The following is a 20,810-nucleotide window of genomic DNA, read 5'->3' as shown; positions in this document are numbered from 1 at the left end:
GGATCGCCGCGGAGCCGGCAGCATCGGCCGCAGCTTGCGAACCACCCGGATATAGCGACGCTGGTGCTGACCCGGAATGTTCCACCATCACCCCCTCAACATTCCCACCGCTTCCGCAATCGCCCGCCTGATCCGCGGGTACGTGCCGCACCGGCAGATCACGCAGCTCATCTGGTCGGCGATCTCCGTCTCCTTCGGATTCCGTGTGCGCTTGAGCAGCGCACTCGCTGCCATCAGTTGCGCGCTCTGGCAGTAGCCACACTGCACCACCTCGTGCTTCAGCCAGGCCGCCCGCAGGGCGCTCGCCTCGGGGCCGTCAAGTCCTTCGATGGTGACGATCTTCTTCCCTTCCATCTCGCTCGCCTGGTGCTGGCACGACAGCAGCATCTTGCCGTTGACATGCACCGCGCAGGCGCCGCACACCCCCACGCCGCAGCCGAACTTGGTGCCGGTCAGCTTGAGCTCGCAGCGCAGCACCCACAACAGCGGCGTGCAGCCGTCCGAGCGGATTGCGACGCTCTTACCGTTGACACTGATCTGATTGTCTGACATCGCAGGCTCCGGAGGGCGGCAGGGTCTTCAGCAGCGGCAGGTCGCGCAAGCGCTCGCCGGTCGCATGGAACAAGGCGTTCGCCAGCGCCGGCGCGATCGGCGGCGTGGTGGACTCGCCCACCCCCTGTGGCGGGCGCATCGAAGGCATCACGTGTACCTGGATCTCCGGGCAGTCTCGCAGGCGCATGGCCGGAAAGGCGGTGTAGTAGTCCTCCTGCACCTTGCCCGCCTTCAGCGTGATCTTCTGCCACAGCGCCGCCGACAGCCCGAACACGATGCCGCCCTCGACCTGCTGCTCGATCAGGGTCGGGTTGACCGGCATGCCGCAATCGATGGCGCAGTAAACGCGATCCACGCGGACCTGCCCCGCGTTGTCCACCGACACCTCGGCGACCTGCGCCACCACGCTGCCGAACGACTCGTGCAGGGCCACGCCGCGCCCCACCTTCACCACGCCAGGCTGCTTGCGCAAGGGCTGGCCCCAGCCCGACATCTTTCTGGCCTGCTCCAGCACCGCGCGCTGGCGCTCATCCCTGAGCAGGCTCATGCGGTAGTCGAGCGGGTCCACCCCGACCGCCACCGCCAGCTCATCGACGAAGCTCTCCATGAAGAACGCGTGGTGCGAGTGCCCCACCGAGCGCCAGTAGCCCACGGGGATGGCAAGGTCCACGGTCTGGTGGCCGACCCACACGTCCGGCCAGTCGTAAGCCTGGTCGAAGGCGCCTTCCACCGTGGACTTGTCCAGCCGCGACACGAAGATGTCGGGCAGGCCGAAGTTGCGCTTCGCGACGCCCTCCAGCACTGACTGGCTGGCCGACATATTGCGCACGGCGATGACCTTGCGGTTCCCGTCGAGCCACGCCTCGAAGCGCGACACGCTGGCCGGACGGTAGAAGTCATGCCGCATGTCCTCGGGGCGCGACCAGATCGTCTGCACCGGCACGCCCTTGCGCTTCGCGGCGATGGCGGCCGCCTGGCAGATGAAATCGACCTCGAGCCGGCGCCCGAAGGCGCCGCCGATGGATTGCTGGCGCAGCTCGACCTTGTCCGTGTCCAGCCTGAGCGTCTTCGCCACGCAGCGGCGAGCCAGCCCGGGCATCTGCGTGGCGGCCCACACGATGGCGCGGTCCTCCTGGACCAGTACCGTGCAGTTGACCGGCTCCAGCGCGGCGTGAGCGAGATAAGGCGCCGAGTACAAGATTTGGATGGCGGGCTTGCCCTGCTTCATGGCGCGCCCGTTGCCATGCTCGTACCAGACGCGCGGGCTGGAGGCGTCAAGCGCCTTCACCAGCGTGTCGCGGATGCCGTCGCTCGACAGGGTCCGCGCCTCCCCCTCGTCCCACTTGCACTGGACCTTCTCCACCGCCTGCATGGCGATCCACGCATCGCTGGCGATCACCGCCACGCCGCCGCTGCCGCCCTGCAGCGGCGGCAGCGCGACGAGGTCGAGCACGCCCGGCAACTTCTTGACGTCGTCGGGCGGGGAACCCCGCAGCGTGCCGCCCAGCGTCGGACACATCTGCACGCTGGCGTAGACCATCGCATCCGCCACCACGTCAATACCGAAACTGGCTGTGCCGTGAAGCTTGGCGGGGGCATCAAGGCGCGCCGCGCGGGTGCCGATGAGCCTGTAGCCGGCCGGATCCTTCAGTTCGACCTGGCGTGGCAAAGGCTCACGCGCGGCTGCCGCGGCCAGTTCGCCGAAGGTGGCACTGCGCCCCGACGGATGCACCACCTTGCCGGCCTGCGCGCGGCACGCTTCGGCCTTGACGTCCCACTGCTTCGCCGCTGCCGCGCACAGCATCATGCGCGCAGCGGCACCGGCCTCGCGCATCGGATGCCACAGGTCCCTGATGCTGGTGGAGCCGCCGGTGAACATCAGGCCCACCTCGCGCACGCCCTTGCGCGTGAACCATTCGGCGGCGCGCCTGGGCCACCCCTTTTCGTCCGGCCGGAACGGCAGGTTGGCGACCACGCCCTCGATGTTGTTGTACAGGTTGTCAATGGGCGACGGCTCGACCCGGATCTGCGACCAGTCGGCGTCCATCTCCTCGGCCAGCAGCATCGCCGCGCCGGTATGCACGCCCTGCCCCATCTCGGCCTTGTTCATCACCACCGTGACGGTGTTGTCGGACGCCACCTTGACCCAGCCGTTCAGCGCGAACTGCCCGTCGCGCACGGCCAGCGGCTCGCCGCCCGCCAGGCGCTGGCGCGGCGGCAGCCAGGCCCATCCGATCACCAGCGCACCGGCAGCGCCCGCACCGCCGAGCAGGAAGGCTCTGCGCGTCAACATGGCAAGACTGGCGGATCGATCATCATAGAAAGGCCCCGTGCCGCCGATGGCATGGCCTATATTAGGTCGGGAAGTGCCGCAGCGCGAATGCGAACATGTGGTTGGCGCTATCGCGCAACACCTGGCATGGCCATGCGCCCTGATGCCCCCTGCAGGCGCAGGGCGAGCTGGTCCGTGACGGGTGCCCGCGTTCGGGCAGATCCTTGCGTTGACACGCCACTCCATCCATCGATCGACTTTCCCAGTCAAATCAGGCGCTTAGCGGAGATGCACCGGATTCTTTCGCGAATCCTGGCCGACCCCATCTAGCCATCGCAGGCAATCTGCCTCCGGATGCTGCCCGGTTCTTCCGTTCCAGATGGAACGCGTTCGGACGTAGAATCGCTGCCGCCGGCTTGCGGCAAGGGGCATGAGTCGCTTGCAAAGGCATGCCGATTCGACAGCAGCACACCCGAGCGCAACACAGGCACCCGCATGAATGCCGATTTAACGTTCTCCCTGGATATCAGAACCAGCTATTTCTTTGCCTTCGCTTCCCATGGGCTGCTGGCCTGCATCCTGGCAAGCTTCTGGCAGGCTGGCCGGACCGACAAGGGGCTTGGCTGGTGGATCTTCGATGGCTTGCAGCTTTCCGTCGCATCGCTGCTGCTGCTCTCATGGGGCACACTGCCGCCGTGGCTCATCCTGGCGGGATCCAATTTGCTGATTTTCTGCAATGTCCCCACGATAGAAACCGGCTTGCGGATGTTTCGGCGCGAATCGATCTGGCCCGGGCTGGCCTTGCGTTGGGTCATCTCCGGGCTGATCTTCCTGGCCTGGATCGTCACCTGGACTGACGGATGGACCTACGCCCAGCGCGTCATCGGGTTCTCTGCCGCATTCCTGATACAACTGACACTCTTCCTGGCCTATGTGCTGAGCTTGCGCGGCCCCGGACTTCGCATGGTTCAGGGACTGCTGCTGTTCGCCATCCTCCTGGTCGGTGCCGCGCTCTTCGGCCGCATGGTCTATGTGCTGCGCCATATGGATACGGTGATCTCCTGGCAACAGGATACGTGGCTTCCCCTGCAAACGTTCACCGCGGTGTTCGCCGCCTTCCTGCGTACCTGCGGCGTGCTCTCTCTGATCCAGAGTCGCAACGAACAGCGCCTGCGTGCGGCCAATCAGGACATTGAACGGCGTGCGAATTTCGACCTGCAAACGGGCGTCATGTCGCGATCGTTCTTCGAGATCCAGGCCCCCAAGGCCGTCGCGGAGGCAGCCAGCGCGAACAGAGCGATGACTTTCCTGCTATTGGACGTGGACAACTTCAAGGCGATCAATGACACGTTCGGTCACCTCCAGGGCGACAACGTGCTGGCAAGCATCGGCCAAGTCCTGCGGCACAACACACGCGGGAGCGATCTGGTCGGGCGCCTTGGCGGGGATGAGTTTGCGATCGTGCTGCGCAATGTGGAGGGCAGCGACGCCATTGAACTGGCCGAGCGAATCCGCATCCAGGCTGAATCGATCCGGATGCCTGACGGCAGTGCTGTCTCGCTGAGTATCGGCCTTTGCGGAGTGCCGCCGGCACGGGATTTCGAAACGGCTTATCGCTTTGCGGATGGGGCACTCTATGCGGCCAAGCAGACGGGGCGTGGCCGCGTGGTATTGCACGATGTGTCGCATGAGGCAGCAATGCCTCTTGTCGTCGCGTAGCGAAACCTTCCCGCGCAGGGCGTTCCACGGCGAGCCCGGCTAGCGCGTCAGGTTGGTCCGGCGGCTGCCGCAGACGTATCGGCGCGCTTGCCGGCCGCGTCGTGCCAGCCGCCGCCCAGGGCCTTGTACAGGTTGACTTCGCTGGTCAGCTGCTCGAGCCGTGCCTGGATCAGCAGTTGCTGCGCGTTGTAAAGCGAGCGCTGCGCGTCCAGCACGGCAAGGTAGCTGTCGACACCGGTGCGGTAGCGCCGGTCGGCCAGACCATAGGCGTCCCGGGCGGCTTCCACGAAGCGGATCTGGGCCTGGAGCTGGCTGGTGTAGGTGCCGCGTGCCGCCAGCCCGTCGGCGACCTCGCGGAAGGCGGTCTGCACCGTACGCTCGTACTGGGCGACGTTGACGTCCTTCTGGATGGTGGCGAAGTCCAGGCTCGCCCGCAGGCTGCCGGCGGTAAACAGCGGCAGGTTGATCCGCGGCTGGAACAGCCACGTGCCGGAGCCGGCCGCGAACAGGCCCGAAAGCTGGCTGCTGGCGGTGCCCGCCGATGCGGTCAGGCTGATACTGGGGAAGAACGCCGCACGCGCGGCGCCGATGTCGGCGTTGGCGGAGCGCAGCCGGTGCTCGGCCGCGAGCACGTCGGGACGGTTCTGCAGCAGGTCTGAGGGCAGCCCGGCCGGCACATCGGCAAACAGCTTCTGCTCCAGCGGCAGGCCTTCCGGCAGGTCCGCGGGCGGGGACGTGCCAAGCAGCAGCACCAGGGCATTCTGGTCCTGGGCAACCAGCCGGGTATAACGCGCAAGGCTCGCGCGGGCGGTTTCCACGGCGGTCTGCGCCTGGCGCAGGTCCAGCCGGGAAGCGATCCCTTCCTCGTAGCTGCGCCGGGTCAGGCCATAGCTGCGCTCGTAATTGGCCAGCGTTTCACGGGTGAGCTGCAGCAGGGCTTCGTCGGCGCGCTGGGTCAGGTAGGCGCTGGCAACGCTCGCCACCAGCGAGATCTGGGCGCTGCGGCGCGCCTCGTCGCTGGCGAAATACTGCTCGAGCGCGGCTTCGCTGAGGCTGCGCAGGCGGCCGAACAGGTCGATCTCCCACGCCGTGGTGCCTATCGACACGCCGTACTGGCTGCCGATCGTCCGCTGTCCGGTGGGAGACAGGTCGGCGGGAATGCGCTGGCGCGTGCCCTGCGCGGCCACGCCGACGGCGGGAAACAGGTCGGCGCGCTGGATGCGGTACTGTGCACCGAACGCCTCCACGTTGAGGGCGGCCACGCGCAGGTCACGGTTGTTCTGCAGCGCCAGTTCGATGAGACGGCGCAGGCGCGGATCGGCGAAGAAATCGTGCCAGCCCAGCTCGACCGCGGGCACCTGGCCGGCATCTGCGGCGGCATCGGCTGGCAGGTAGGCCGGGCCCTGCGGGTAGGCCGCCTCCACCGGCGAGGCCGGCCGCTCGTATTTGGGAATCAGGCTGCAGCCGGCCAGCATGGCCATGGCGGCAGCGCAGAGCAAGGTCTTCTTCATTCCAGCGCGCCTTTTTCCAGGGAAGCATCATGCGGCTCCGGCCTGCGCTTGCGCCCGAACAGCGAGGTGACGACGACAAAGAACAGCGGCACCCAGAAGATCGCCAGTACCGTGGCAGTGATCATGCCGCCGATCACGCCGGTGCCGATGGCGTGCTGGCTGCCGGCACCGGCGCCGGTCGACACGGCCAGCGGAAACACGCCGAGCATGAAGGCCAGCGAGGTCATCACGATGGGGCGCAGGCGCAAGCGGCACGCCTCCACGGCGGCCTCGACCAGGCTCTTGCCCTGTTCGTACTCGCTCTTGGCGAACTCCACGATCAGGATGGCGTTTTTGGCCGACAGGCCGATGGTGGTCAGCAGGCCCACCTGGAAGAACACGTCATTGGACAAGCCCCGCCCCAGCGTGGCGACCAGTGCGCCGATCACGCCGAGTGGCACCACCAGCATCACCGAGAACGGGATCGACCAGCTCTCGTACAACGCGGCCAGGCACAGGAACACCACCAGCAGCGAGAGCGCATAGAGCGCCGGCGCCTGCGAGCCCGACAGCCGTTCCTCATAGGACAGGCCGGTCCAGGCATAGCCTACGCCCGGCGGCATCTGCTTCATGATCTCCTCGATCGCCTTCATGGCGTCGCCGGAGCTGCGCCCGGGCGCGGGCTCCCCCAGCAGTTCCACCGCCGCCACGCCGTTGTAGCGCTGCAGCTTGGGCGAGCCATAGGCCCACTTGCCGTCGGCAAAGGCTGAGAACGGCACCATCTCGCCCTTGTCGTTGCGCACGAACCACTTGTCGATATCGTCCGGGTTCATCCGGGAATCCGGGCGGCCCTGCACGTAGACGCGCTTGACCCGGCCGCGGTCGATGAAGTCGTTGACATAGCTGGAACCCCACGCGATCGACACCGTGCTGTTGATGTCAGCCAGCGAAACGCCAAGCGCGCGCGCTTTTTCATCGTCGATCACCAGCTGGTACTGCGGCTGGTCATTCAGGCCATTGGGGCGCACCCGCTGCAGCACCGGGCTTTGCGAGGCCAGCGCCAGGAACTTGTCACGCGCGTTCATCAGCGCGACGTGACCAATGCCGGCCTGGTCCTGCAGGTAGAGGTCAAAGCCGATGGCATTGCCCAGTTCCTGCACCGCGGGCGGGGCGAACGCGAATGACATCGAATCGCGGAAGCTCATGAACTTGCGCTGCGCGCGCGCGGCCAGGTCGAACACGCTGGTGCTGTCCCCGCTGCGCTGCTCCCAGGGCTTGAGCAGGATGAAGGCCAGCCCCGAATTCTGGCCGCGGCCGGCAAAATTGAAGCCGTTGACGGTGAACAGCGACTCCACCACGCCGCCCTCTTCCTTCAGCAGGTATTCGCGCATCTGGTCGAGTACCTTCTGCGTGCGCTCGGCCGTGGCGCCGGCCGGCGTCTGCACCTGGGCGTACAGCACGCCCTGGTCTTCTTCCGGCAGGAATGATGTGGGGATGCGCGTGAACAGGAAGCCCATCCCCACCAGGATGGCCACGTAGAGCAGCAGAAAAGGCAGCCGGCGCTTCAGGATGCCCGACACGCTGCGCTCGTAGCCCTGGGTGGTCGAGATGAACTTGCGGTTGAACCAGCCGAAGAAGCCGCCCTTGTTCTCGCCATGATCGCCCTTTTCGATGGGCTCGAGCATGGTGGCGCACAGGGCCGGCGTCAGTATCAGCGCGACCAGCACGGACAGCACCATGGACGAGACGATGGTGATGGAGAACTGCCGGTAGATCACGCCGGTCGAGCCACCGAAGAACGCCATCGGCAGGAACACCGCCGAGAGCACCATGGCAATGCCCACCAGCGCGCCCTGGATCTGGCCCATGGAGCGCCTTGCGGCCTCCCTGGGCGGCAGGCCTTCCTCGGCCATCACGCGTTCGACGTTCTCCACCACGACAATGGCGTCATCCACCAGCAGCCCGATGGCCAGCACCATGCCGAACATGGTCAGCGTATTGATGGTGTAGCCGAACGCCGCCAGCACGCCGAAGGTGCCCAGCAGCACCACCGGCACGGCGATGGTGGGGATCAGTGTGGCGCGGACGTTCTGCAGGAACAGGTACATCACCAGGAATACCAGCACGATGGCTTCCATCAGCGTCTTCACTACTTCGTGGATGGAGCCCGAGATCACCGGCGAGGTGTCATACGGGAAAACCACCTTCATCCCGGGCGGGAAGAAGGGCTCCAGCCCGTCCAGCGTCCTGCGGATGGCGCGCACGGTTTCCAGCGCGTTGGCGCCCGCGGCCAGCCGCACGGCAATGCCCGAGGCAGCCTGGCCGTTGTATTGCGCATTGATGTTGTAGTCCTGCCCGCCCAGGCCCACCTGGGCCACGTCCTTCAGGCGCACCTGGGAGCCGTCGGGGTTGACCTTGAGCAGGATGTTGCCGAACTGCTCGCTGGTTTGCAGCCGGGTCTTGCCGATCACGCTGGCATTGAGTTGCTGGCCCCGCACCGCCGGCAAACCGCCAAGCTGGCCGGAGGCCACCTGGACGTTCTGCGCCCTGATGGCGCTGCTCACGTCCAGCGGCGTGAGCTGGTAGCTGTTGAGCCGGGCCGGGTCGATCCATACCCGCATCGCATACTGCGCGCCGAACACTTGGAAGTCGCCCACGCCGTAGGTGCGCGAAAGCGGGTCCTGCAGATTCGAGACGATGTAGTTCGACAGGTCTTCCCGCGTGACCTTGGGGTCAGTGGAAATCAGGCCCACGATGACCAGGAAGTTGCGCACCGACTTGGTCACGCGGATGCCTTGCTGCTGCACTTCCTGCGGCAGCAGGGGCTGCGCAAGCGCAAGCTTGTTCTGCACCTGCACCTGGGCAATATCCGGATTGGTGCCCTGCTCGAAGGTCACCGTGATCGTCATGCTGCCGTCGGCATTGCTTTCAGAGGAGATGTAGCGCAGGCGGTCCAGGCCGTTGAGCTGCTGCTCGATCACCTGCACCACGGTGTCCTGCACTGTCTCGGCGGAGGCGCCGGGGTAATTGACCGAGATGGCGATGGTGGGCGGCGCGATGGCCGGATACTGGCTGATGGGCAGCGCGCGGATCGACAGCACGCCGGCCAGCATGATGACCAGGGCGATCACCCACGCGAAGATGGGCCGATCGATAAAGAAGTTGGACATGGCTACTCCCTCGCCCTAGCGGTGTGCTCAGGGCTTGGCCGCGGTCGTGGCGGATGGGGCGGACGCGGCCGCCGCCGGCGCGCCTGCGCCGCTCCCGGCCTGGGCTACGCGCACTTTCGCCCCGGGCCGCACGAACTGCAGGCCCTCCACGATGACGCGGTCGCCGGCGCCGAGGCCGTCGGAAACCAGCCACCTGTCGCCAACGGCGCGGTCGGTGCGGATCTGGCGCAGTTCCACCTCGTCCCTGGCATTGACCACCAGCGCCGTGGCCTGGCCTTTGAGGTCGCGCGTCACACCCTGCTGGGGCACGAGCAGGGCATTGGTCTTCACGCCTTCACGCAGGCGGGCATGGACGAACATGCCCGGCAACAGCTCATGGCGCGGGTTGGGAAACACCGCGCGCAGCGTCACCGAGCCGGTGCCCTGGTCCACGGCCACTTCGGAGAACTCCAGGCGGCCGGTTTCGGGATAGCGGGTACCGTCTTCGAGCGCCAGGCTGACCTGGGCCGCGTTGGTGCCGGCACTTTGCAGCGCACCATTGGCCAGCTCGCGCCGCAGCCGCAGCAGGGACGACGAGGGCTGCGTCACGTCGACGTAGATCGGGTCAAGCTGCTGCACCACCGACAGCGCGGTAGCCTGGCCGTTGGTGACCAGCGCACCTTCCGTCACATTCGAGCGCCCGATGCGGCCGGAAATCGGCGACAGCACCTTGGTATAGCGCAGGTTGATCTCGGCGCGGTCCACCGCAGCCTGCGCCTGCAGCCAGGCGGCCCTGGCCTCGTCGTACTGCTGCTTGCTGACTGCCTCGTCACCGACCAGGCGCCCGTACCGCTCTGCCAGCAGGCGGGTGGATTCCAGCGTCGCCCTGGCGCTCTTGTAGGTGGCCTGGTAGGTGGATGGGTCGATCTGGTAGAGCTGCTGGCCCTGCGTGACGTCGCTGCCCTCCTTGAACAGGCGGCGCAGGATGATGCCGTCCACCTGCGGCCTGACTTCGGCAATGCGAAACGCCGTGGTGCGCCCGGGCAGTTCGGTATCCAGCGTCAGCTGCTCGGTCTTGAGCGTGACCACGCTCACTTGCGGTGGCGGCGGGGCCGCGGCCTCTTTCTTGTTACCGCATGCGGCAAGCATTGACATGGCGATGGCCAGCGTGACCGGAACCCAGGCGCTGCAGCCGCGTGATCGTTGCATTGCGATGTCCTGCGTAGGAATCAAGCCGAGTCAAAATGTCGCCGGCAAACCGGTTGACCTGCACCAGAGCGAAACCGGCCGAGGTGACGCAAGCGCCATGCCCGCCATTGCGCCAGCGCAAATTGCAGACGTAGCCGGCAAAGTCTATCCCGACTCGAAGAAATGGTTCGGCCGATTATCGACTACCCATATTTCAAGAACTTACATCGCGATCCGACGTGAGCCGCGCAACCCGGGAAAGCGCAGGCACGAGGCGCTCCGCCATCACGGCACACCAGCGCCCGAGCTAATGCGGAAACAGCGCCATCTGCCCGGCCAGCAGCGTCTCGAAATCATCGTCCAGGAACGGCAGGATCGCATCGGCGATCGGCTGCAACTGCTTGTCGACGTAGTGGCCATAGTCGATCGGCGCCGACCGGGTCTCAAGCGGCTCCGGCCCTGAAACGGTCATCACATAGCTGATCCAGCCGCCATGCTGATACTGGCGCGGACGTCCCTGGCGCTCGTTATAGGCATCGGCGATACGGGCGGCGCGGACGTGCGGCGGCACGTTGCGCTGGTAGTCATCGAGCTTGCGGCGCAGCCGCTTGCGATAGACCAGTTGCTCGTCGAGCTCGCCGGCCAGGGTGCGGCGCACGATGTCCCGCACATAATCCGCGTACGGCTCGCGGTTGAAGATTTTTTCGTAAAGGGTCTGCTGGAAACGCTGGGCGAGCGGCGACCAGTCTGTGCGCACCGTCTCAAGCCCCTTGAACACCATCTCGACCTTCCCGTCGGGCCGTTCCACCTGGCCGGCATAGCGCTTCTTGCTGCCAAGGTCCGTGCCGCGGATGGTCGGCATCAAAAAGCGCCGGAAGTGCGTTTCGAACTGGAGTTCCAGCGCGCTTTCCAGCCCATAGGTCTGCCCGAGGTGGTCGCGCCACCAGTCGTTGACGTAGGCGACCAGGCTGCGGCCGATCTGGTTGGCATCGGCTTCCGTGCGCGCGCGGCGCAGCCAGACGAATGTGGAATCCGTGTCGCCATAGATCACCTCATAGCCGCGGGCCTCGATCAGCGCGCGGGTCTGTCGCATGATCTCGTGCCCGCGCATGGTGATCGACGACGCCAGCCGAGCATCGAAGAACCGGCAGCCGCTGGACCCGAGCACGCCGTAGAACGCGTTCATGATGATCTTGAGCGCCTGGGACAGCGGCTTGTTCCGGTCACGCTTGGCGGCCTCGCGGCCTTGCCAGACCCTGGCGACGATCGCCGGCAGGCAGTGCTTCGTCCGGGAAAACCGCGCACCGCGGAAGCCAGGCACCGAATCGGCATCGTCCGGATGCGCCAGGCCTTCGACCAGGCCGATGGGGTCGATCAGGAAGGTGCGGATGATCGACGGATAGAGGCTCTTGTAGTCCAGCACGAGCACCGATTCGTAGAGCCCGGGCCGCGAGTCCATGACGAAGCCGCCGGGGCTGGCCTCGGGCGCCTTCTCGCCGAGGTTGGGCGCGACGTACCCCTGGCGGTGCATCAGCGGCATGTAGAGATGCGTGAAGGCGGCGACCGAGCCACCGCTCCGGTCGGCCGGCAGGCCCGTAACCGTGGCGCGCTCCAGCAGGAAGGGCAACAGCTCCGTCTTTTCGAAGATCCGCGTCACCAGTTCGCAATCGCGCAGGTTATAGCGGGCCAGCGCCGCCTTGTCCTGCTCGAACATGCGGTCGATGGCGTCCATGCGGTCGTACGGGTTGTCGACCGCCTTGCCCTCGCCGAGCAGCGTCTGCGCCACCGATTCCAGGCTGAACGACGGGAAGCTCCACGTGGCGGAACGCAGCGCCTCGATGCCGTCGATGATCAACCGGCCCGGTGCGCTGGCGAAATAATGCTGCTGGGCGTTGTGCTCGCGCCATTCCATCTCGGCTCCGCCGCGGCCGAGGCGCAGCGGGATCTGGAACTTGCGCGCATGCTCTTGCAGCACGCGCAGGTCGAACTGGACCAGATTCCAGCCGATGATCGCGTCGGGATCGTGATCGGCCAGCCACTGGTTCAACTGCTCCAGCAACTCGGGCCGTGTGGCGCAGTATGCGAGCGAGAAATCGACGTCGGCGGGTATCTGCGGCGCCGCGCCCAGCATGTAGACCTGGCGCTGACCGCAGCCCTCGAGCGCAATCGAATAGAGTTCGCCGAACGCGTTGGTTTCGATATCGAGCGAGACCAGGCGCAGCTTGGGCCGGTAGTCCACCGACGGCTTCATCTGGGCATTGCGCAGCGCACCGCTGGGGTCCGGCCCACCGTCGAACCAGACCGGGGCGGTGATGAAGCGTTCCATCAGGTAGCGTTCGGGCGGGCGGATATCGGCTTCGTAGACATCCACGCCGGCGTCGCGCAATGAACGGCTGAGCTGTATCAGTTGCCGATGCTGGCGGCAGTACAGGCCCAGTACGGGCCGGCGCTGGAAATCCTGGAGCCTGAGCGGGCGCAGCTCGACGTCGCGCTCGCGGCACAGCAGCGCCTCGGCACGCTCACGCTGCGACTCGGGGATAAACGCGACTGACGGCTGACAGGACAGGTGCAGGTGGCGCGGACCATCATCGGTCGCCAGCCAGAATTCGACTTCGGTGCCGGCCGGCGTATCGCGCCAGTGTCGGGTCAGGATGAAACCCTGCTGAAGTGCCACGTTAGGAACATTGGGAAATGGCTACCGGTCGGGATTCTAGCGGAGACATGGGCCGGGTGCGTGAGCCGTGTAAGCCATCCGAAGGCAGCTTCGGCTCACGCAAAGCGGTCATGCAGGATAGAGGCGGTCAATTCGCGCTTCTTCCAGTACATATGATGGATGCGCTGCTGCAACTTGCCCAGCACCATGGGGTCAAGGTTGCCATAGGTCAGCAGCACGGCAGGCTGCGAACCATCGCCGTCCTCATGTTCGAGGTTGTCGAACGGGGGAAACCCATACTTTTCCAGGAAGGCCGCGATTTCCTCGTCCGAGGTGCCAGGTTCGATGTTGCCTAGCAGCAAACGACTCATGATGGTCTCTCCCAGTCGATGGAAAAGCGGCCCTGCCCCAGCCCCCCTTGCGGTTTGGCGCTGAGACCCGCTACCTCAATTCTAGGATGGGCTTCTTCCCTGCCGTGCCGCCTCGATCGTGGCGATATCAATCCTTTTCATCGTCATCATGGCGTCAAATGCGCGCTTGGCCGCCGCGCGGTCGGGGTCGGTGATCGCCGCGCTGAGCGCGCGCGGGGTGATCTGCCATGACAGTCCCCACCGGTCCTTGCACCAGCCGCATTCGCTTTCCTGGCCGCCATTGCCGACGATCGCATTCCACAAGCGGTCGGTTTCGGCCTGGTCGTCCGTCGCAATCTGAAAAGAGAAGGCCTCGTTGTGCTTGAAATGCGGGCCGCCGTTCAGCCCGAGGCAGGGAATGCCGGCGACGGTGAACTCGACCGTCAGGACATCGCCCTGCTTGCCGTCGGGATAGTCGCCCGGCGCACGGTGGACAGCGCTGACAGCGCTGTCGGGAAATGTTTCAGCGTAGAAGTTTGCGGCATCAAGGGCGTCGTGGTCGTACCACAAGCAGATTGTGTTCTTGCTTTGCATGATGTGTCTCCTGGAGAGTCGAGCACCGGCAATCCACCACCGTCCGGACAACGCAATCGTCCACATCGCTTGACCCTGGTCTGTCGGATGCATGGGATGCCGTCGTCGGGACTCCAATGTCTCACATTCCGGTGGCAGGCGCAGGCTGGTGCCCTCCGAGACCCCGCGCTGGGGCGAGGCGATCAGTCAGGCGAACCTTGCGCCGGACTGAGGCCGCAGGACTGGTCGCGTCTTACTGGGCTTGCGCCGCGCGCACGAACGCGTCGCGCGCGGTGATCCGCTTGATGTACTCCTGGATGCATGGGCTCTCGCTGATGCGGGGCGCACCGAATCTCCCCGCCCATGCCAGCGAGGCACCGAGATAGACATCCGCCGCGCTGAAGGTCGCGCCGAGCACGAAGGGGCCGGGAGTCAGGGCTTTCTCGATGGAGTCGATCACATCGTCATAGTCGCTCCAGCCGACCGCCTGCTTCGGCAGCGGCGCCTCTTTGCGCATCATCCGGTCAGTCAGCGCGGGTTCGAAGCAACTGCCGCAGAAGAACAGCCACCGCAGCACCGTGCCGCGTGCGGACGAGCCTGCAGGCGGCATCAACCCGGCCTGCGGAAAGGCATCCGCCAGCCAGGCGATGATCGCGCCGTTCTCGGTCAGGACCGTGCCATCCTGCAAGACCAGCGTTGGAATCTTCCCCATCGGGTTGATCGCCAGGAACTCCGGCGAGCGACTCTCCCCCTTGGTGAAATCGATGTGCCGCAGCTTGTAGTCAGCCCCGACCTCCTCCAGCATCCAGCGCGCCACCGAGGCGCGGCTTTGGGGGTTGTAGTAGAGCGTCATGGTCATACCGTCCTCCTGCCGCGTTCGGCCGTATGGTTTCGACCGCAGCAGGATAGCATCCGCCGGCTGCCACAAACTGCTTCCGTCGCGGGTGCCCTCATCCGGCCCGCGCAACCGCCCGCGCGAGCCGCGCGACGCCCTCCCCGATCTGCGTCAGGTTCGTGCTCGCGAACGACAGCCGGAATGCGGCGCGCTGGCGCCGCTCCACATAGAATCCGGCACCCGGGACGAACAGCACCTTTTCCGCGATCGCGTGCGGCAGTAGTGCAGCAGCATCGTCGATGCCATCGAGCGCGGCCCAGAGGAACATCCCTCCCGCCGGCGATGCGAAGCGGATGCGCTCGCCAAAGGCCTGGCGCAGCGCCGCCGCCAGCTGGTCGCGCTTGTCACGATAGGCCGCGACTTCCCGCGCGACCTGTGCCGGCAGCCGGCCCGCTTCCAGATACTGCGCCGCGGCCAGCTGGATCCATGGCGGCGTGCACAGGTCGGATACCTGCTTGGCAATCACCGCGCGGCGCACGATCTCGGGCGCGGCGACCATCCAGCCGATCCTCAGGCCGGGGGCCAGCGTCTTCGACAGGCTGGCCAGGTGCACGAGCCACGGCCGCGCCTCGGGTACCGACGCGCACAGCGCCAGCAGCGAAGGCGGCGGTGCGCCGTCGAAGCTCAGCGCCCCGTAGGGATCGTCCTCGACCAGCACCACGCGGTGCCGCGCCACCAGCTTCAGCAGCTGCAGCCGGCGAGCGGAGGACAGCGTTGCACCGGTGGGGTTGGCGAAGGTTGGCACCGTATAGACCAGCCGGGGCCGCAACGATGGGTCGGCCAGCATGGCTTCGAGTGCACCCACGTCCATGCCGTCGTGATCAGACGGCACGCCGCGTATGTCGGCGCCGGCCAGCCGCAATGCCTGCAGCGTCGCGGAATAGGTCGGCTCCTCGACCAGCACCACGCTGCCGGGCTCGACCAGCGCTCGCACGAGGAAATCGAAGCCCTGCTGCGAGCCGCTGGTCACGAGCAGTTCGTCCTGGGTCACAGGCGCACCGCGCCCGGCCATCAACGACGCCAGCGCCTGGCGCAGCGCCGGCGTGCCTTCGGTGGCGCCGTACTGCAGGCATTCGGCAGGCCGCTCGCGCAGCACCGTCGCCGACGCCGCGCCAATGCCGTCGACATCGAACAGCGCGGCAGACGGGTAGCCGCCGGCGAACGAGATCATCCCGGGGTCGGACAGGTACTTGAACAGTTCCCGGATCGGCGAGCCTGCCGGGTCGCGCAGCGCGGCGACGAAGGGATAAGCGGCGTCGGAAATCATGAGCGGAGGCAGAGCGTGCTGGACATGGGCGTGCTTCAGTCCACCGAAGCACCGGACAGGCGGACGATCTCGCCCCACTTCTGGCGGTCCTTCTTCAACACGTCGGCAAACGCCTCCGGCGAGCTGGGCGCCGGTTCCGCGCCCAGCTCGCGCATTTTTGCCTGCACGGCTGGCTCGCTGAGCACGCGCGTCAGGTCCTGGCTGATTTTCTGCGCCACCGCGGCGGGCACCCCGCGCGGCGCAAGCAGGCCGAACCATGGGCTGGCATCAAAGCCGGGAACGGGGCCCGCGGCGGCGACCGTCGGCACGTTCGGAAGCGCCGACGAGCGCGCCGGCGTGGTCACGGCCAGCGGCTTGAGCTTGCCCGAGCGGATAAACGGCAGCGACGCCGGCAGGTTGTCGAACATCACGTCGACGCTGCCGCCCATCAGGTCGGAGATGGCCGGGCTGCTGCCCTTGTAGGCGACGTGGCTCATCTCCGTGCCAGTCATGCGCTGGAACAGCTCGCCCGCAAGGTGCGTGGACGTGCCGTTTCCGGCCGACGCCATGTTGACGCGCTTCGGATTGGCTTTCAGGTAGGCGATGAACTCGGGCAGCGTCTGCACGCGGGCGCGTTCCGCAAACGCCGGCGAGAGCACCACCACGTTGGGTACGCGCGCCACCATCGCGACCGGCGCGAAGTCGGCGTCGGCATCATAGGGCAGCTTCTTGTACAACGCCGGGTTGATGCCGAACTCGCCCACCGAGCCCATCAGCAGGGTGTAGCCGTCCGCCGTGGACTTGGCCGCCGTGCCGGTGCCGACGATGCCGCCCGCGCCGGGGCGGTTGTCGACCACCACCGACTGCTTCCATTGCGTGGCAAGTTGCTCACCGATCAGCCGGGCCACCATGTCGGTGGTGCCGCCCGGCGGGTACGGCACGATGATGCGCACCGGCTTGGCCGGGAACTCGTGCGCGCCGGCAATGCCGGGCATGGTCGCGCCGCATGCAAGGGCGCCGGCGGCGAGCGCGCTGAACAAGTGTTTCATGCAGTCTCCTGTCTACCTGATGGTTGTCGTTATGAGGTTGTGGTGATGACGATGCCGAAAAGAGGCGGCAACGCAAGGATCGAATGATTTCTCATCAACTCCAAGCTTTCAAGCGAGATTTCCGTATAGGATGATGATCTAAAGTCATCAACTGAGCCTTTCCCCGATGCGGCAACGACTCCCCAGCCTGTCCAGCCTGCGCGCCTTCGAGGCGGCCGCGCTGCACCTGAACCTGCGCCGCGCGGCGGCGGACCTGTTTATCACCGAGAGCGCGGTGTCGCGCCAGATTGCGTCGCTGGAAGGACTGCTGGGCGTGCAGCTGTTCCACCGCGCCAACCAGCGCATCACGCTGACGGCGGCCGGTACGCTCTACAGCGGGCAGGTGCGGGAGTTGCTGCGCAAGCTGCAGCGCGACACGCTCGACCTGATGGCGCACGAGGGCGCGGGCGGCACCGTCGAGCTGGCCTGCGTGCCCACGCTGGCGGTCGAGTGGCTGATACCGCGGCTACCGGCCTTCTATGCGCGCCATCCGGGGATCGTCGTCAATATCAGCGCGCAGTCCGACATCTTCCTGTTCGACGGCACGCCCTACGACGCGGCGATTCACTTTGGCGAGGCCGTCTATCCCGGCGCGCGTGCCGACCGGATGTTCGACGAAGAATCCGTAGCGGTCTGCCATCCGGACTATTTCGGCGGCAGAAAACGGATCACCCCGCATGACATCGCCCGGTCCCCGCTGCTGCACCTCGCCACGCGCATTCTCGGCTGGAAGCAATGGATGGAAGCGGCCGGCATCGACGACGTCAACGCCATGCGCGGTGCACGCTTCGACCACCATTCCATGGTCATCGCCGCCGCACGCAACGGACTGGGCGTTGGTCTGGTGCCGCGCTTCCTCGTGGGGGAATACCTGGCAAACCGCCAACTGGTAATGCCCGTCGCCCATTCGCAGCGCTCCACGAGCGCGTATCACCTGGTCTCGCCGGATACGCGGCCGATGAGTGAGGCGATGCAGCGGCTGCGCGAGTGGCTGCTGGAAGCCGCGGGCGAGTTTGCGACAAAACAGTCTGCGTCTGCGGACGATGCGGGCAGGTAGCCAGCCGACGCACGCCGCAACTCACACCACCATTTCCAGACCCGGCGTCGGCCGGCGTTCCAGCAATGCGGCCAGCCTGCGCAGCGCAGCCGATAGTTGCGCGCGATCCTCCACGCCACCGAGCGAGATACGGATGGCATTCGGCGCGTTGGGCCCCTCCCAGAAGGCGTCAGACGGCGTCACGCGCAGGTCCTCCGCCAGCGCGGCCCGGGTGAGCTGCTGCGCCGACCAGTGCTCGGGCAAGCGATGCCATGCGTGGATGGCGCTGGGCGGGAGCTGGCCGATCCCGCTCAGCCATCGGCTTGCCAGCGCGCACCTCGCCAACGCTTCGGTCCTGATGCCGTCGAGCAGCTGCATGGCCGAGCCATCGTGGATCCATTGGGTCGCCAGGGCGGCGGTCATCGGTGCCGCCATCAGGGCGAAGGCCCGCAGCGATGCCAGCAGATCGTCGCCGCGCCTGCCCTCGGGCAGCATGACATACGCCGTACGCAGCCCCGGACTGAGCGTCTTGGACAGGGTCGAGACATAGTACGTGCGGTCGGGAGCGAAGCTGGACAGCGGCGGCGGCGCTGACGGCGTCAGCAGCCAGTAGGGATCATCCTCCAGCAAGGTGACATCACAGCGCGCCGCGGCCCTGGCAATAGCTTCCCTGCGTGAGGCCGGCATGGTGTGTGTAGTGGGATTCTGGGCCGTCGGATTGAGGTAGGCCAGCGTTGCACCGTCGGCACGGGCCGCTTCGAGGGCGTCGGGGAGCATCCCGTCGGCATCGACGTGCGCGATGATCACACGCCGTCCGAGTTGTGCCGCGGCCGCGCGAATGCCGGGGTAGGCCAGCGGCTCGCTCACGATCGCATCGCCCGGCCGGGTCCTGGCCAGGATCACGGCGGCCAGCGCAGCCTGGGCGCCCGGGCACACCACCAGCCGCCCAGTGGCGATGGGCCCGAATATCTGCGCGAGCCAGAGGGTTCCGGCCGACCGGTCGGCAGCACTGCCGCCGCCGAGCTGGTAGGTCATCAGCAGGTGCGGGTCGCTATGCAGCAGCACCTGCGACAGGCCGCGCCGCAACAGGTCCTGGAAATCCAGCCCCGCCGGTGGCGGCGGCACGTTCATGCTCATGTCGATCACCCGCGCCAACTCCGCCCGCGGCGCGGCAATGAAGGTGCCGAGCGCCCCGCGGGCATCGATCAGGTGCCGCCGCTTGGCCTCGTTGTAGGCGCGCGTGACGGTGGTCAGGTCCACGCGGAGGGTTTTGGCCAGGCTGCGCTGTGGCGGCACGCGGTCGCCGGCTACCAGCCGGCCTTCGCCGATCGCCCGCTCGATAAAGTCCACGATCTGCAAGTAGCGCGCACCGCTACCCGTTGTGATCTCCAGATCCCATTTGGCACTGACTTCGGCGCGGACATCGGTTCCTTGCATGGATTTCATCCGGTAGATTTCTTCGATGTATGGGTTTTGTCTTGCATTAGCATGCCAGACATCACCGAGGGAATCCATACAAACCACGCCCGCGCGGGGCTGAGCCAGCACTTGAATCGGAGCGCGTGGCCGGGAACCCTCGGTGATCCGTAACCAAGGTGTCCGAAATGCTCAAACCTATTGCCGGGCCGGCAGACAAGAATCGACAAGGCCCGCTCCCCCGCCCATCCCCCGGCCCGCAGCGCCGCCTTCCCACACTGTTGCTGTGCGCCTGCCTGACCGCCCTGCTGAGCGGCTGCAACCTGGAACTGCTCAACCCCAGGGGCAGCATCGGGGAACAGGAAAAGTCACTGATCCTGATCTCCCTGTTCGTCATGCTGATGGTCGTCATCCCCGTGATCGTCCTGACGCTGTGGTTCGCCTGGCGCTACCGTGAAACCAATACGAGCGCCACCTATGCCCCCAAATGGGCGCACTCCACCAAGATCGAGGTCGTGGTCTGGGGCATCCCCTGCGTGATCGTGGCCTGCCTGGCGGTGCTGATCTGGGACTCGACGCACAAGCTCGATCCCTATCGCCCCCTGGAATCGCAGGTCAAGCCGATCCAGGTCGATGTGATCGCCCTGAACTGGAAATGGCTGTTCATTTATCCGGAATACGGCGTCGCGTCGCTGAACCAGCTTGCGATCCCGGTCGGCACGCCGGTCAATTTCCGGCTGACCGCGGAATCGATGATGAACTCGTTCTTCATCCCGCAGCTCGGCAGCATGGTCTACGCCATGGCGGGGATGCAGACGCGCCTGCACCTGATCGCTGACACCCCCGGCATCTATCTCGGCCAGTCCGCCGCCTACAGCGGCCCGGGCTTCTCGGACATGCATTTCAAGACCCTGGCCACCTCGCGCGAGGAGTTCGATGCCTGGATCCAGGCTGCCCGCGCTTCGTCCCAGGCGCTCGACCTGAAGACCTACCGCACGCTTGAACTGCCCAGCAGCAAGGACCCCGTGACGCTGTATGCCACCGTCGCGCCGAAGCTGTTCGACCAGGTCGTCGACAAATACATGCTGGCAAACGGCCAGATCTGCCGCGCGGACACCCCGGAATCTCTGCAGGCCTTCCAGCGCGTCCCGTCGGCGCCCGCTGGCCGCATGGAGCAATAAGA

15 protein-coding genes are annotated in these 20,810 nt (G+C 66.3%); 3 read left to right on the top strand and 12 right to left on the bottom strand.

The features are described from left to right. Nucleotides 1–87: 87 nt before the first annotated feature. Both RS901_RS14525 and RS901_RS14520 read right to left on the bottom strand, forming a co-directional pair. Complete coding sequence (locus RS901_RS14525) at nt 88–552, bottom strand: (2Fe-2S)-binding protein (protein ID WP_316149481.1); 465 nt, start codon at nt 550–552, stop codon at nt 88–90. After that, nucleotides 521–2,845, bottom strand: a complete 2,325-nt coding sequence (locus RS901_RS14520) for a xanthine dehydrogenase family protein molybdopterin-binding subunit (protein ID WP_316149480.1) — start codon at nt 2,843–2,845, stop codon at nt 521–523. The genes RS901_RS14525 and RS901_RS14520 overlap by 32 nt, the downstream gene beginning before the upstream one ends. A 474-nt stretch (nt 2,846–3,319) precedes the next feature. Between RS901_RS14520 and RS901_RS14515 the strand changes: the two genes are divergently transcribed. Continuing rightward, a complete protein-coding gene (locus RS901_RS14515) occupies nt 3,320–4,543 on the top strand; it encodes a GGDEF domain-containing protein (protein ID WP_316149479.1) in 1,224 nt (407 codons plus the stop codon). Between the two features lie 47 nt (nt 4,544–4,590). Here RS901_RS14515 and RS901_RS14510 read toward each other — a convergent pair whose 3' ends face one another. The 9 genes from RS901_RS14510 to RS901_RS14470 form a co-directional block, all read right to left on the bottom strand. Further along, nucleotides 4,591–6,054 carry an AdeC/AdeK/OprM family multidrug efflux complex outer membrane factor gene (locus RS901_RS14510; protein WP_316149478.1) on the bottom strand — a complete coding sequence of 488 codons (1,464 nt, stop codon included), beginning with the start codon at nt 6,052–6,054 and terminating at the stop codon, nt 4,591–4,593. Then, nucleotides 6,051–9,203, bottom strand: a complete 3,153-nt coding sequence (locus tag RS901_RS14505; RefSeq protein ID WP_316149476.1) for an efflux RND transporter permease subunit — start codon at nt 9,201–9,203, stop codon at nt 6,051–6,053. The genes RS901_RS14510 and RS901_RS14505 overlap by 4 nt, the downstream gene beginning before the upstream one ends. Nucleotides 9,204–9,230: 27 nt before the next feature. After that, nucleotides 9,231–10,391 carry an efflux RND transporter periplasmic adaptor subunit gene (locus RS901_RS14500; RefSeq protein WP_316149475.1) on the bottom strand — a complete coding sequence of 387 codons (1,161 nt, stop codon included), beginning with the start codon at nt 10,389–10,391 and terminating at the stop codon, nt 9,231–9,233. A 286-nt stretch (nt 10,392–10,677) separates the two neighbouring features. After that, complete coding sequence (locus RS901_RS14495; protein WP_316149474.1) at nt 10,678–13,044, bottom strand: DNA polymerase II; 2,367 nt, start codon at nt 13,042–13,044, stop codon at nt 10,678–10,680. Nucleotides 13,045–13,139: 95 nt separating this feature from the next. Further along, nucleotides 13,140–13,394 (bottom strand): RNA-binding protein, encoded by a 255-nt coding sequence (locus tag RS901_RS14490; protein WP_316149473.1) that lies wholly within the window; start codon nt 13,392–13,394, stop codon nt 13,140–13,142. A gap of 81 nt (nt 13,395–13,475) precedes the next feature. Next, entirely contained in the window at nt 13,476–13,967 is a 492-nt protein-coding gene (locus RS901_RS14485; protein ID WP_316149472.1) for a VOC family protein, read from the bottom strand. A 232-nt stretch (nt 13,968–14,199) separates the two neighbouring features. Next, nucleotides 14,200–14,805, bottom strand: coding sequence for a glutathione S-transferase family protein (locus RS901_RS14480; protein ID WP_316149471.1), 606 nt, complete (start codon nt 14,803–14,805; stop codon nt 14,200–14,202). Between the two features lie 91 nt (nt 14,806–14,896). Next, on the bottom strand, nt 14,897–16,108 hold the full coding sequence (locus tag RS901_RS14475) for a PLP-dependent aminotransferase family protein (protein WP_316149470.1): 1,212 nt from the start codon (nt 16,106–16,108) through the stop codon (nt 14,897–14,899). A gap of 35 nt (nt 16,109–16,143) precedes the next feature. After that, nucleotides 16,144–17,136 carry a tripartite tricarboxylate transporter substrate binding protein gene (locus RS901_RS14470; RefSeq protein ID WP_316149469.1) on the bottom strand — a complete coding sequence of 331 codons (993 nt, stop codon included), beginning with the start codon at nt 17,134–17,136 and terminating at the stop codon, nt 16,144–16,146. A gap of 166 nt (nt 17,137–17,302) precedes the next feature. Between RS901_RS14470 and RS901_RS14465 the strand changes: the two genes are divergently transcribed. Then, nucleotides 17,303–18,232: a LysR substrate-binding domain-containing protein gene (locus RS901_RS14465; RefSeq protein WP_316149468.1), complete on the top strand. Its 930-nt coding sequence runs from the start codon at nt 17,303–17,305 to the stop codon at nt 18,230–18,232. 21 nt (nt 18,233–18,253) lie between these two features. Here the strand turns inward: RS901_RS14465 and RS901_RS14460 are convergent, their stop codons facing one another. Beyond that, entirely contained in the window at nt 18,254–19,648 is a 1,395-nt protein-coding gene (locus RS901_RS14460) for a PLP-dependent aminotransferase family protein (RefSeq protein WP_316149467.1), read from the bottom strand. A gap of 167 nt (nt 19,649–19,815) precedes the next feature. On the opposite strand from RS901_RS14460, the gene cyoA reads away from it, so the two are divergent. Then, nucleotides 19,816–20,808, top strand: coding sequence for a ubiquinol oxidase subunit II (cyoA, locus tag RS901_RS14455; RefSeq protein WP_316149465.1), 993 nt, complete (start codon nt 19,816–19,818; stop codon nt 20,806–20,808). Nucleotides 20,809–20,810 lie beyond the last annotated feature (2 nt).

It is taken from the genome of Cupriavidus sp. BIC8F (genome assembly GCF_032465815.1).
In the GTDB taxonomy this organism is placed as follows: Bacteria; Pseudomonadota; Gammaproteobacteria; order Burkholderiales; family Burkholderiaceae; genus Cupriavidus; species Cupriavidus necator.
This window is presented reverse-complemented; position numbering and strand designations above follow the sequence as displayed.

Coding starts and splice junctions, on each gene's coding strand:
- RS901_RS14525 (WP_316149481.1), bottom strand. CDS start 552: ATGTCAGACAATCAGATCAGTGTCAACGGTAAGAGCGTCGCAATCCGC.
- RS901_RS14520 (WP_316149480.1), bottom strand. CDS start 2,845: ATGTTGACGCGCAGAGCCTTCCTGCTCGGCGGTGCGGGCGCTGCCGGT.
- RS901_RS14515 (WP_316149479.1), top strand. CDS start 3,320: ATGAATGCCGATTTAACGTTCTCCCTGGATATCAGAACCAGCTATTTC.
- RS901_RS14510 (WP_316149478.1), bottom strand. CDS start 6,054: ATGAAGAAGACCTTGCTCTGCGCTGCCGCCATGGCCATGCTGGCCGGC.
- RS901_RS14505 (WP_316149476.1), bottom strand. CDS start 9,203: ATGTCCAACTTCTTTATCGATCGGCCCATCTTCGCGTGGGTGATCGCC.
- RS901_RS14500 (WP_316149475.1), bottom strand. CDS start 10,391: ATGCAACGATCACGCGGCTGCAGCGCCTGGGTTCCGGTCACGCTGGCC.
- RS901_RS14490 (WP_316149473.1), bottom strand. CDS start 13,394: ATGAGTCGTTTGCTGCTAGGCAACATCGAACCTGGCACCTCGGACGAG.
- RS901_RS14485 (WP_316149472.1), bottom strand. CDS start 13,967: ATGCAAAGCAAGAACACAATCTGCTTGTGGTACGACCACGACGCCCTT.
- RS901_RS14480 (WP_316149471.1), bottom strand. CDS start 14,805: ATGACCATGACGCTCTACTACAACCCCCAAAGCCGCGCCTCGGTGGCG.
- RS901_RS14475 (WP_316149470.1), bottom strand. CDS start 16,108: ATGATTTCCGACGCCGCTTATCCCTTCGTCGCCGCGCTGCGCGACCCG.
- RS901_RS14470 (WP_316149469.1), bottom strand. CDS start 17,136: ATGAAACACTTGTTCAGCGCGCTCGCCGCCGGCGCCCTTGCATGCGGC.
- RS901_RS14465 (WP_316149468.1), top strand. CDS start 17,303: ATGCGGCAACGACTCCCCAGCCTGTCCAGCCTGCGCGCCTTCGAGGCG.
- RS901_RS14460 (WP_316149467.1), bottom strand. CDS start 19,648: ATGCAAGGAACCGATGTCCGCGCCGAAGTCAGTGCCAAATGGGATCTG.
- cyoA (WP_316149465.1), top strand. CDS start 19,816: ATGCTCAAACCTATTGCCGGGCCGGCAGACAAGAATCGACAAGGCCCG.